Origin of the sequence: Pseudomonas sp. GW456-12-10-14-LB2 (assembly GCF_002884345.1) — a bacterium.
Lineage (GTDB): Bacteria > Pseudomonadota > Gammaproteobacteria > Pseudomonadales > Pseudomonadaceae > Aquipseudomonas > Aquipseudomonas paraglycinae.
Genome location: NZ_POHV01000042.1, coordinates 42,437 through 54,443 on the forward strand (window position 1 = coordinate 42,437; position 12,007 = coordinate 54,443).

Genomic DNA, 12,007 nt, shown 5'->3' on the forward strand with positions numbered 1-12,007 from the left:
CTCAGGCGTTGGCTTTGGCGGGCAAAACATCGTTGGCGATCATTTCGCCAAACGGCCCGGTGAGGTTGGTCACGCCGCGTCCGGCCAGGCTTGCATACGGCTCGGGCAACAACGGGAACACCAGCTCGGCAAAGCGGTAGGCCTCTTCGAGATGCGGGTAGCCGGAGAAGATGAAGCTCTCGATGCCCAGATCCGCGTATTCCTTGATTCGCGCCGCCACCTGCTGCGGATCGCCGACCAATGCAGTACCGGCACCGCCGCGCACCAGGCCGACGCCGGCCCACAGGTTGGGGGCGATTTCCAGGTTGTCGCGGCGCCCGTCGTGCAGGGCGGCCATGCGCCGCTGGCCTTCGGAGTCGAAGCGCGAAAAGGATTTCTGCGCGGCCTCGATGGTTTCGTCGCTGATGTGCTCGATCAGTTTGTCGGCGGCTTTCCAGGCTTCCTCGGCGGTCTCGCGCACGATCACGTGCAGGCGGATGCCGAACTTCACTTTGCGCCCGTGACGGGCGGCGCGTTCGCGCACGTCGGCGAGTTTCTCGGCGACGGCGGTCGGTGGTTCGCCCCACGTCAGGTACACGTCGACCTGCTCGGCGGCCAGGTCGTGAGCCGCGTCGGAGGAGCCGCCGAAATACAGCGGCGGATAAGGTTTCTGCACCGGTGGATACAGGGCTTTGGCGTTCTGCACCTTCAGGTGTTTGCCTTCGAAATCCACCGCTTCGCCTTGCAACACCCGGCGCCAGATTTTCAGGAATTCGTCGGTGACTTCGTAGCGTTCGCTGTGGCTGAGGAAACTGCCGTCGCCACGGTTTTCGTCGGGGTCACCGCCGGTCACAACGTTGATCAGCAAGCGGCCATTGGACAGTCGATCCAGGGTCGCGGCCATGCGCGCCGAGACGGTCGGCGAGATGATTCCCGGACGGATCGCCACCAGATAACGCAGGCGTTCGGTGAGCGGCACCAGCGCCGAGGCGATCACCCACGAGTCTTCGCAGGAACGCCCTGTGGGAATCAGCACGCCGTGGTAACCGAGGCTGTCGGCGGCTTGCGCCACCTGTTTCAAGTAATTGAGGGTGACCGGGCGCGCGCCTTGGGTGGTGCCCAGATAGTGACCGTCGCCGTGGGTCGGCAGGAACCAGAAAACATCCATGAACAGCTCCTTAAGCGATTTTCAGCAACGGTTTGAGGTGAGTGCCGAACAGCGGCGCCGCGCGTTCGGCGGCCAGGCGGATGCGCGCTTTTAGCGGTTCGCTGGTGATCTGGTAGTCGGCGAAATCGGCTTCGGTGGCGTACACACCGATCGGCAGGGTCACGGCCTGGAAGAAACTGAACAGCGGGCGCAACTGGTGATCGAGCACCAGCGCATGGCGTTCGCTGCCACCAGTGGCGGCGAGCAGCACAGGCGTGTCGATCAGCGCATTCAGGTCGATCAGGTCGAACAAATGCTTGAGCAGCCCCGGATAGGAGCCGCGATACACCGGCGCGGCGACGATCAGCAGATCAGCCTGTTCGATGGCCTGCAGCTCGGCTTCGATCTCGGCCGGCAGTTCTTGACGGGACAGTGCGGCGCCCAGCGGGCGGGCGATGTCACCGAGTTCGATCAGGTGACTCTCGACCGGCAGGTGCCCGGACAATTCGGCCAGCAGGGCCTGGGTCAGCACCAGGGTGCGGGACGGACGCCAGGTTCCGCCGGACAGGGCGACGACTTTCAGTGGACGCGACATGGTCAGTTCCTTTTTCAACAGTTGCTCGGCGAGCAGTGAGTAGTCACTGGAGCAGAGCAAGCGCTGTACCAATTCCTGTAAGGCCCGTATTCCGGGGCTTTGAGCGTTTTCGGTGGCTGTGCTCATGTGACTTTCAGGCCGGTTTGTTGAACCACTGTTGCCTGGGAAACAGTTGCTGGAGCAACAGTGCCGAACGCGATGAGGGATTTATAAAGGCTGACTGTTATTCCGTAAAAGACTGTTAATTGATATTGATAGGTCTTTTTAGAATATAAAGGGGGGGGTACTGTTCGAATTCTGATAGCCACTATTGAGAGCGTTGATTTCTGCCAAAGCGTGCCCGGGCGTAGCCTTTCTCCATCGACCCACACTGCTCGCCAGGACGCTCCCATGAATCGTTTACTGACTGTTTCGCTGATGCTCGCTGTCTCCGTTCTCGCCGGTTGCGCGAGCCATGTTTCCCCGGAACTGCGCCCTTACACGGCGGAAGAAACCCGCGAACTGGCCCTTGAAACCTTGAACCGTCGCGGTCTGTCATTTGAGGAATATCATGCGAAAAAAGCCGAATTGCTCGGCCAGCCACAGAAGACTTTCGGGTTTGATAGCAAAGGTGAGATGAGCGCCGAGCGGGCCGTACAGCTGCACGGTCGTCCAAGCTGATTCATAACTGTACTGCTTGAAGTTTTACCCAACTGTCCGTGGGTTTGCACGGCGCCGTGGGATAGGGTCAACACCTGAATGACCCTGACGGACTGCCTGCCATGACCCTCTCGCTCGACCTGCTGCTGGGCTTCGCCCTGTTTGCCCTTGTCACCTCGATCACACCGGGGCCGAACAACACCATGTTGCTGGCATCGGGCGTGAACTTCGGCTTTAACCGCACCATCCCCCATATGCTCGGCATTACCTGCGGTTTCTTCGTGCTGGTGGTGGCGGTGGGTTTTGGCCTGGGCGCGGTGTTCCAGACTTATCCGCTGCTTTATACGGTTCTGCGTTACGTCGGCGCGGCGTACTTGCTGTACCTGGCGTGGAAAATCGCCCATTCCGGCCCCGTCGGCGACAGCGAGCAGGGCGAGGCAAAACCGATCAGCTATCTCGGTGCGGCAGCCTTCCAGTGGGTCAATCCCAAGGCGTGGATCATGGCCATCGGTGCCATCAGCACCTATACGCCGATGCAGGGTTATTTCACCAACGTGATCGTGATTGCGGCAGTGTTCGCCATCATCAACCTGCCGAGCGTCGGCGTCTGGGCCGCGTGCGGGACTCTGTTGCGCAACGTACTGAAGGATCGCCGCTGGTTGCGGGTGTTCAACTGGGGTATGGCGGCGCTGCTGGTGATTTCGCTGTATCCGTTACTCCTCGAAAGCTTTAGCTGACGCAGTGCTACAACCGCCGGCCCGATGCCTGTTAAAGTCGCGTTCAGGAGCGTTCCTACGCACTTTTAAATGAAGTTGTTCTTCTTTAACGGCATCCGATCAGGTATTGATGACGCTCTCGAACCCGGACGCAGCTCACAAGGCTGCGTCGTGCCGTTTGTAGACACGAGCTTTCTGATCCCGGAACACGCTCTGCGAGTCTTTTTATGAACACACGTCCGCTGTATTTCGATTACGCCGCCACCACCCCGGTGGACGAGCGGGTCATCCAGGTGATGATCGAGTGTCTGGGTTTCAACGGTAACTTTGGCAACCCGGCCTCCAGTTCCCACGCCTTTGGCCAGCAGGCCCGGCAAACGGTCGAGAACGCTCGCCGGCAAGTCGCCGAACTGGTTGGCGCCCAGGCGCAGCAGATCGTCTGGACCTCCGGCGCCACCGAATCCAACAACCTCGCCCTCAAAGGCGTGGCCCAGGCCCGTGGTGTGTCCGGCGGGCACATCATCACCAGTCAGATCGAACACAAGGCCATCCTCGACACCGCCCGGCAATTGCAGGACGCCGGTGTCGCCGTGACCTATCTGGTACCGGACGCCGAAGGCCTGATTACCCCGCAAGCGGTCAGCGAAGCGATGCGCGATGACACCTTTCTGGTGTCGCTGATGCTGGTCAACAACGAACTCGGCACCGTCAACGACATCCCGGCCATCGGCGAAGTGGTGCGTGGGCGTGGAGCGTTGTTCCACGTCGATGCGGCCCAGGGCGCCGGCAAGGTCGCGATCGATCTGGCGCAATGGCCGGTGGATCTTATGTCGTTCTCGGCGCACAAGCTCTACGGCCCCAAAGGCATCGGCGCGCTGTACGTCGGTCCGCGTGCGCAGCAGCGGTTGCAGGCGCAGATTCACGGTGGTGGCCACGAGGGCGGCTTGCGTTCCGGTACCCTGGCGACTCACCAGATTGCTGCCATGGGCTCGGCATTCGCCTTGGCCGCCGAGGCGTTTGATGACGAGAAGAAAACCATCGTTGCGTTGCGCGAACGACTACTCGAACAACTGTTGAGCCTGCCTGGCGTACGCCTCAATGGCAGTTCTACCCAACGTATCCCGCACACCTTGAGCCTGACCTTCAGCGAAGGCGAGTTCAATCCGGCGGCGCTGAGCCATTCGATCGCGTTTTCCGCGACCTCGGCCTGCAATTCCGCCAGCAACACACCGTCCCACGTCTTGCTGGCACTGGGGCATGACGCCCACCTGGCGGGACGCACAATTCGTCTGAGCCTCGGTCGTTTCACCACCGCCGAGGACATCGACAAGGCTGTAGATCTGATCAAGACCGCCTGCGCCAGTGCTCCGGCATTCTGGGCGACAGGGCTTTAACGAGCCGGCTTCGAACGGCACCGAACAATAACGATGAAGTGATTGGCAGGAGACATGATGAGTACCCAGACTTTGACCGAAGGAACGGTTCCCCAGCGCCTCGCGCACACCCGTGAACTGATGCGTCGCGAAGGTATCCACGCGTTGCTGGTGCCGTCCGCCGATCCGCACCTGTCGGAATATCTGCCGGGTTACTGGCAGGGCCGGCAATGGCTGTCGGGTTTCCATGGCTCGGTCGGCACGTTGATTGTCACCACCGATTTCGCCGGGGTCTGGGCCGACAGTCGCTACTGGGAACAGGCGACCAAGGAACTCAAGGGCAGCGGTATCGAACTGGTGAAACTGCAACCGGGTCAGCCGAGCCCGCTGGACTGGCTGGCCGAGCAGACGCCGGAAGGTGGCGTGGTCGCGGTCGACGGCGCAGTGATGGCCGTCGCGTCGGCGCGTACGCTGGGCAGCAAGCTCGAAGCGCGGGGCGCCAGTCTGCGTACCGACATCGACTTGTTGAAAGAAGTCTGGAGCGATCGCCCGGCGCTGCCGAATGCGCCGATCTACCAGCACCTGCCACCGCAGGCGACTGTCAGCCGTGGCGAGAAACTCGGCAAACTGCGCGAAACCCTGCAGGAGCGCGGTGCTGACTGGCACTTCATCGCCACCCTCGACGACATCGCCTGGCTGTTCAACCTGCGCGGCGGCGATGTGTCGTTCAATCCGGTATTCGTTTCCTTCGCGCTGATCAGCCAGCAACAAGCCACGCTGTTTGTGGCACTGAGCAAGGTCGATGCTGAGCTGCGTGCGGTGCTGGAAAAAGACGGCGTGACCCTGCGTGACTACAGCGAAGTCGCTGACGCCTTGCGTGCTATTCCGAGTGGCGCGAGCCTGCTGGTGGATCCGGCGCGAGTCACCAGCGGTCTGCTGGATAACCTCGACACTGGCGTGAAGCTGGTCGAAGGCCTGAACCCGACCACCCTGGCCAAGTCGCAGAAGAGCCTGGCGGACGCCGGGCACATTCGTCAGGCGATGGAGCAGGATGGCGCGGCGCTGTGCGAGTTTTTCACCTGGCTGGAATCGGCCTGGGGTCGCGAGCGCATTACCGAGCTGACCATTGACGAGAAACTCACTGCTGCTCGTGAGCGTCGTCCGGATTATGTGTCGCTGAGTTTCAACACCATCGCCGCATTCAACGCCAACGGCGCGATGCCGCATTACCACGCCACCCCGGAGGAGCACGCGGTGATCGAGGGTGATGGATTGTTGCTGATCGATTCCGGTGGTCAATACCTGGGCGGCACTACCGACATCACGCGCATGGTGGCTGTTGGTACGCCAACCGAAGAGCAGAAGCGCGATTGCACTCGTGTGCTGAAAGGCGTGATTGCCTTGTCCCGCGCACATTTCCCGAAAGGCATTCTGTCGCCGCTGCTGGATGCGATTGCCCGCGCGCCGATCTGGGCAGAGAACGTCGACTATGGTCATGGCACCGGCCACGGCGTGGGTTATTTCCTCAACGTTCACGAAGGTCCGCAGGTGATCGCCTATCAGGCGGCGCCGGCGCCGCAAACTGCCATGCAACCAGGGATGATCACTTCCATTGAACCGGGCACTTATCGTCCGGGCCGCTGGGGTGTGCGGATCGAGAACCTGGCGATGAACGTTGAAGCGGGAAGCAGCGAGTTCGGCGAGTTCCTCAAGTTCGAAACCCTGACCCTGTGCCCGATCGACACTCGCTGCCTGGAGCCGTCGTTGCTGACGCAGGAAGAGAAACAGTGGTTTAACGCCTATCACGCCGAAGTGCGCGAGCGCCTGAGTCCGCTGCTTGAAGGCGCGGCACTGCAATGGTTGAACACGCGTACTGCTGCTATTTAACAGGTTGAAGCTCGGGCGCTGCAGCCAGCGCCTGGGTCATGAAATCGACAAACGCGTTGATCCTGGCGGACTGGCGACGGTTCGCCGGGGACACGGCGTGAATCGGCAATGATCGGGTCTGATAGTCCTGCAACAGGGCGACCACTCGACCGGCCTTCAAGTCCTCGCTGAACAACCAGACCGGTGACAGCGAAATCCCCAGTCCTCCCAAGACCATTTCGCGGATCGCTTCGGAGTTGTTGCTCTGGGCGTTGCCCTGGATGCGTACGTCGTGGTGTTGGCCATCCTTCTCGTAAGTCCACAGATTCTGAGTGCTGAGCAGGTTGAATTGCAGGCAGTTGTGCTGCGCAAGATCCTGAGGTGATTTTGGGTGGCCGTGGCGTTGCAGGTAATCGGGCGTCGCCACCGTGAGCCGGTGGGTGGTGCCGATGCGTCGGGCGATCATGCCGCTGTCGTTCAACTCGCCGATGCGCAGACTGACGTCCAGGCCTTCACTGATCAGATCCAGATTCAGATCGCTGAGTTGCAGGTCGATCTGCACCTGCGGGTAGCGCTGCAGAAATTCCGCCAGTCGCGAGGCGATCTTCAAACGGCCGAAACTGACGGAGGAGCCGATCCGCAAAGGTCCGGCCACGGTTTCCCTGCCGGACTGGAAGCTGTGCTCGGCGGCGTCCACAGCGGCGAGGATATTTCGACATTCGTTGTAGTACCGCTGACCTTCATCGGTCAGTGATAGCTTGCGTGTACTGCGGGCAATCAGCTTGCCGCCCAGTTCATTCTCAAGAGCGCGCAGGACTTTGCTGATGGTCGGCTGGGTGGTGTGCAGTTCCCGGGCAACGGCGGAAAAACTGCCGCGTTCGACCACCCGGACGAAGATGGCCATTGCGTTGAGCTTGTCCATGAAGCGCCTCATTCATGCCGATTCGGCATGCTCACTATAGTCATTTGACGTCTTATCGGCATGGGTCTGCTGCGGGACCATGGCTTCACTTTCTCCCACAGGAATGACCGAAATGACTGACTCACTCAACATGAAAGCCCTGATAGTGGACACCGCGAACGGGCCGTTACGCTTGGTTTCCCTTGAGCGCCCAGAGGCTGGGGCTGGACAGGTACTGGTGCGGATCAAGGCCAGCGGTGTTAATCCGCTGGATCTGAAAATCCGTGCGGGACAGGCAGCCCATGCCCGGCAACCGTTGCCGGCGGTATTGGGGCTGGATCTGGCGGGTGTGGTCGAAGCGGTGGGTGAGGGCGTGCAGAATTGGGCGCCGGGCGACGAGGTGTATGCGTTGGCCACAGGCATTGGTGGCGCGCAAGGTTCGTTGGCCGAGTTTGCAGTGGTGGACGCACGACTGCTGGCGCGTAAGCCTTTGAACCTGAGCCCGCGCGAGGCCGCGAGCCTGCCATTGATATTGGTCACGGCGTGGGAAGGCCTGGTGGATCGGGCTCGGATGAGTGCGGGGCATAAAGTATTGATTCACGGTGGAGCGGGCGGCGTCGGGCATGTGGCTGTACAACTGGCCCGTGCATTCGGTGCTGAAGTGTATGCAACGGGTTCTGCGGGACAACGCTCGATCATCGAGGGGTATGGCGCGACGTTCATTGATTATCGAGAGAGCTCGGTGGAGAACTATGTCGCCGAGTTCACGGCGGGGGAGGGGTTCGACATTGTTTATGACACGGTCGGCGGCGAGACGTTGGACGCCTCGTTCAAAGCCGCACGGATCTACAGCGGACATGTGCTGAGTTGCCTCGGTTGGGGGCAGCACAGTCTTGCGCCGTTGTCGTTTCGTGGGGCGACGTATTCGGGCGTGTTCACCTTGTTGCCGTTACTGACCGGCAGGGGCTGTGAGCATCATGGCGAGATTTTGCGACAGGCTGCCGCGCTGATTGAGTCCGGTCAGCTGCGACCTCTGCTCGATCCGCATCGGTTCACGCTGGAAACCGCCGGAGAAGCCCATGAGCTGCTGGCAGCGAAAGCAGCTCAGGGGCGTGTGGTCGTGGAGATTTAGCGAAGGGCTTCCACAACGAAGTCGAGCCGGTCCTGACCGAAGAACAACTGGTTGTCGATGAACATGCTCGGCGCACCGAAGACGCCACGCTTCACGGCGGTTTCGGTGTTGTCTTTGAGCGCAGCCTTGACTGCTTCATCGTTGGTCAATGCCAGTACTTCTTCAGGATTGAAGCCATGTTCGGTGAGCACGGCGGCAACTGTTGACGGTTCATCAAGGGCGCGGCCTTCAACCCACAGCGCTTTGAACAGGCAATCGATGAACGCCTGAAAGCGATCGGGATCACGCAGTTGAATGCCGGTGACCGCACGCATCAACATCAGGGTATTGATCGGGAAATGCGGGTTGAATTTCAGGGGCACGCCGTAGCGTTTGGCGTAACGGTCCAGGTCCTGAAACATGTAACGACCCTTGGCCGGGATCATTGCCGGCGACGCGTTGCCGGTGGCTTTGAAGACGCCGCCCAGCAACATCGGAATGTAGATCAACTGGCTGCCGGTTTCAGCGCAGATTTTCGGCAGTTGGGAATACGCCAGGTAGGTGGCGGGGCTGCCGAGATCGAAATAGAACTCCACGGTTTTGCTCATGTTCGCTGCACTCTGTTTTTGTTATTGGGGGGATTACCAGCGCTCGTTCCACGGACGCAGATCCAGTTCGAACGTCCAGGCGTCCCGTGGCTGGCTATGCAGATACCAGTAGTTCTCGGCGATGTGGTCGGGATTGAGAATACCGTCCTGATCCTTGGTGGCATATTTGTCAGGGAAATTGTCGCGGATGAAGTCGGTATCGATGGCGCCGTCGACCACGACGTGGGCGACATGGATGTTCATCGGGCCAAGCTCTCTGGCCATGCTCTGTGCCAGAGCCCGGATACCGTGCTTGGCTCCGGCGAATGCGGCAAAGCCTGAGGCGCCGCGCAATCCAGCAGTTGCGCCGGTGAACAGGATAGTGCCGCGGCTACGGGTCACCATTCGTTTGGCGACTTCCCGGGCATTAAGGAATCCGGAGAAGCAGGCCATTTCCCAGATCTTGAAATACTTGCGTGCGGTTTCTTCGAGGATGCTGCAGGGCACGTTGGCGCCGATGTTGAAGACGAATGCTTCAATCGGCCCGAGGCGGGTTTCGATGTCTTCGATCAGCGCAATTACGTCTTCTTCCTTGCGCGCGTCGCAGGCAAACCCGTGGGCTTCGCCACCGTTCGCTTGAATGGTTTCCACCAAGGGCTGCAATTTGTCGGCGCTGCGCCGCGTGACGCACGCGACGAAACCTTCCTTGGCGAACCGCTTGGCGATGGCGCCGCCCGTGGCATCACCTGCACCGACAACCAATACGACCTTCTTGTTATTCATGGGCGGATCCCTTTAGTAAACGATCGTTAAGTGAACGAACGTTATGCTAGGATTTGCTCAGCGTCAAGGCACTCAATGTGAGGACAAATACATGCGGTATTCCGCCGGTCACAAGCTGGAAACCAAAGAAAAGCTCCTGCAAAGCAGCTCGCTGTCTGCGAAAAAGACCGGGTTTTCATCAATGGGCGTCGATGGCCTGATGAAGGCGATCGGCTTGAGCGGGGCCGCGTTCTACAGCCATTTCTCGTCCAAGGACGCCCTGTTCGCGGCTATCGTCGAGCGCGAGTTGTGCCAGAGTCTTGAACGCTTGGGCGGGCAGGGTACGCAGGATCGCGAACGGCTGGAGCGGTGCCTGAAACTGTATCTGAACATGGCCCATGTCGAGCAGCCTGAGCTGGGCTGCGCATTGCCTTCACTGGGCGCCGAGATAGCGCGGTCGGATATTGTTGTGCGGGAGCAGGCCGAGCTGTGGATTTGTAAGCTTCAGGAAAGTTGGGCGCAGATTCTGGAAAGCGACAGCCTGGCCTGGGCGATTCTGTCGCAATGTGTCGGGGCACTGGTGGTGGCGCGTATGTTGGCGTCACCGAAGATTCAGCAACGGGTGCTGAAGTCCTGTCATGAGGAGATCGGACACCAGCTCGCCGCTTCGCGAACGCACTAGTGGCGATGGTTTATTTGCAGATGACGATCATGCTGCGGCTGGTATAGCCGGCGGGGTTGAGGCCGAAGGGGTAATCACCCGGTTCTTCCACGGTATCGCCTGATTTGGCGATTACCTTGTAGCCCTTCGGCGCGCAAGAGTTTGCAGCGCTGGCGTAGCACTTGTCCCAAGAAGAGGACAACCCCGAACAGTTGATGTGCAGCCCTTTCTTGCCATGCTTGACCTGGGTCTTCGACGTCGCCGCGCAGCCCGCAACGGCGAGTATGGCGATCAGTATCAAAATTCGTTTCATTACCGTCCTTATGGCGGCCTCGAGTCTGGCGCTCGGGTCTGCCTGTATGCGCTCTCGCTTGACGCGTTCCGATGTCCCTATCCGAAAAAATCCATGTCTGGCATTGGGTTGCGAGGCTAAACATGGCCTAAATGAGCGCCAAATGCCAGACCTTCGTTCAATCCCCTTTTAATCCGCGGCGATGGCGGGTTTGGCAGTGCTGCCCATGGTCATGGTTGCACCGACGGAGGCCAGAATAATGCACAGGATCGCCATCCATTGTGACAAAGAAAGGTATTCCTGAAGGAATAGCAGGCCCGACAGCGCGCCAAAGGCCGGTTCGATGCTCATCAGCGTGCCGAAAGTGCGGGCGGGCATGCGGGTGAGGGCGACCATTTCCAGTGTGTAGGGGAGGGCGGTAGACAGGATCGCGACGCCGATAGCGATCGGGATCAATGCCGGAGTCAGCAGTGCGCTGCCGGCATGGACGATGCCGATGGGGGCGACGAACAGGGCTGCGATCATCACGCCAAGCGCTGCGGTGGTCACGCCGTTATCTGCGCCGGCCTTTTGGCCGAACAGAATGTATAGCGCCCAGCAAACGCCGGCTCCCAGTGCATAACCAGCACCGACCAGATCGATGCCCGCGGACGTAGCGCCAGTCGGTATCAATAGCAACAAGCCGATTGCAGCCAGGGCAATCCAAACAAAGTCGATTGCGCGACGTGAGGCATAGATGGCGACCGCCAGCGGGCCGGTAAACTCCAAGGCAACTGCGATGCCGAGCGGAACGGTGCGTAGCGACATATAGAAGAGGAAGTTCATCCCCCCCAGCGCCATCCCGTAGACAATCACTGTGCGCAGCGACTTGGCTGTCAGCTTCGCCCTCCAGGGTTTGAGCAGTAACAGCATGATCACGCTGGCGAAAATCAAACGCAGCGTCGTTGTGCCTTGGGCGCCCACGATGGGGAACATGCTTTTAGCCAGCGAAGCGCCGGACTGGATTGATGCCATAGCTATTAATAGAAGGCCAACCGGGAACAGGGTTGAGGCAAGGCTGCGAGGTTGGTCGTTCATTGCGTGGCATCATCCGAGGAAGTAGCTGGTGTGTTGGGCAATATAGTGCGCACTCACTGCGTTCGCGTCTATATAGGAGCAGCCTTTTTCCCTCTCTTGATAGAAAACGCAAATTAGGGGTTGACGGCAGATTCTGAGTCTCTATAATTCGCCCCACTTCCGGCGTAGTCGAAACGGAAAACTCCTTGAGATTCAATGAGTTAAGTAGGTTTCGAAGGCAGGTCGCTTCAGTTCATCGAAGCCTGGGAGGAGTTGGAAATGCCGGTTTGTCTGGTGCTTTCAATGGTTCGATCTTCTCGGT

At 59.8% G+C, this 12,007-nt stretch carries 13 protein-coding genes; 6 read left to right on the forward strand and 7 right to left on the reverse strand.

Translation table 11 applies throughout. The annotated features are described in order from the left end of the window. Position 1: 1 nt before the first annotated feature. Both ssuD and msuE read right to left on the reverse strand, forming a co-directional pair. A complete protein-coding gene (gene ssuD, locus C1X29_RS24230) occupies positions 2-1,147 on the reverse strand; it encodes an FMNH2-dependent alkanesulfonate monooxygenase (RefSeq protein WP_102718534.1) in 1,146 nt (381 codons plus the stop codon). Positions 1,148-1,157: 10 nt separating this feature from the next. Next, the gene (msuE, locus tag C1X29_RS24235; RefSeq protein WP_064378551.1) at positions 1,158-1,721 is read right to left on the reverse strand and encodes an FMN reductase; all 564 of its coding nucleotides are present in this window, start codon (positions 1,719-1,721) and stop codon (positions 1,158-1,160) included. Positions 1,722-2,111: 390 nt separating this feature from the next. Here msuE and C1X29_RS24240 point away from each other — a divergent pair, with 390 nt between their 5' ends. From C1X29_RS24240 to C1X29_RS24255, 4 genes are all read left to right on the forward strand, one after another. After that, the gene (locus C1X29_RS24240; RefSeq protein WP_085744911.1) at positions 2,112-2,381 is read left to right on the forward strand and encodes a hypothetical protein; all 270 of its coding nucleotides are present in this window, start codon (positions 2,112-2,114) and stop codon (positions 2,379-2,381) included. A gap of 101 nt (positions 2,382-2,482) precedes the next feature. Continuing rightward, the gene (locus C1X29_RS24245) at positions 2,483-3,097 is read left to right on the forward strand and encodes a LysE family translocator (RefSeq protein ID WP_007955835.1); all 615 of its coding nucleotides are present in this window, start codon (positions 2,483-2,485) and stop codon (positions 3,095-3,097) included. 206 nt (positions 3,098-3,303) lie between these two features. Continuing rightward, entirely contained in the window at positions 3,304-4,470 is a 1,167-nt protein-coding gene (locus C1X29_RS24250) for an aminotransferase class V-fold PLP-dependent enzyme (RefSeq protein ID WP_085744909.1), read from the forward strand. A gap of 57 nt (positions 4,471-4,527) precedes the next feature. Then, positions 4,528-6,336, forward strand: a complete 1,809-nt coding sequence (locus tag C1X29_RS24255; RefSeq protein WP_102718535.1) for an aminopeptidase P family protein — start codon at positions 4,528-4,530, stop codon at positions 6,334-6,336. On the opposite strand, the gene C1X29_RS24260 is transcribed toward C1X29_RS24255, so the two are convergent. After that, on the reverse strand, positions 6,329-7,237 hold the full coding sequence (locus C1X29_RS24260; RefSeq protein WP_102718536.1) for a LysR family transcriptional regulator: 909 nt from the start codon (positions 7,235-7,237) through the stop codon (positions 6,329-6,331). The two genes, C1X29_RS24255 and C1X29_RS24260, sit on opposite strands and share 8 nt — an antisense overlap. A 112-nt stretch (positions 7,238-7,349) precedes the next feature. Between C1X29_RS24260 and C1X29_RS24265 the strand changes: the two genes are divergently transcribed. Then, entirely contained in the window at positions 7,350-8,348 is a 999-nt protein-coding gene (locus tag C1X29_RS24265; RefSeq protein ID WP_102718537.1) for a zinc-dependent alcohol dehydrogenase family protein, read from the forward strand. On the opposite strand, the gene C1X29_RS24270 is transcribed toward C1X29_RS24265, so the two are convergent. Then, positions 8,345-8,935, reverse strand: coding sequence for a 2-hydroxychromene-2-carboxylate isomerase (locus C1X29_RS24270; RefSeq protein WP_102718538.1), 591 nt, complete (start codon positions 8,933-8,935; stop codon positions 8,345-8,347). The genes C1X29_RS24265 and C1X29_RS24270 overlap by 4 nt on opposite strands. Positions 8,936-8,968: 33 nt before the next feature. Further along, positions 8,969-9,697 carry an SDR family oxidoreductase gene (locus C1X29_RS24275; protein WP_085744904.1) on the reverse strand — a complete coding sequence of 243 codons (729 nt, stop codon included), beginning with the start codon at positions 9,695-9,697 and terminating at the stop codon, positions 8,969-8,971. A 91-nt stretch (positions 9,698-9,788) separates the two neighbouring features. On the opposite strand from C1X29_RS24275, the gene C1X29_RS24280 reads away from it, so the two are divergent. Further along, complete coding sequence (locus C1X29_RS24280) at positions 9,789-10,358, forward strand: TetR/AcrR family transcriptional regulator (protein ID WP_102686414.1); 570 nt, start codon at positions 9,789-9,791, stop codon at positions 10,356-10,358. 10 nt (positions 10,359-10,368) lie between these two features. Here the strand turns inward: C1X29_RS24280 and C1X29_RS24285 are convergent, their stop codons facing one another. Then, positions 10,369-10,650, reverse strand: coding sequence for a hypothetical protein (locus C1X29_RS24285; protein ID WP_007955851.1), 282 nt, complete (start codon positions 10,648-10,650; stop codon positions 10,369-10,371). A 168-nt stretch (positions 10,651-10,818) separates the two neighbouring features. Next, on the reverse strand, positions 10,819-11,706 hold the full coding sequence (gene rhtA / locus C1X29_RS24290) for a threonine/homoserine exporter RhtA (protein WP_085744902.1): 888 nt from the start codon (positions 11,704-11,706) through the stop codon (positions 10,819-10,821). Positions 11,707-12,007: the final 301 nt, after the last annotated feature.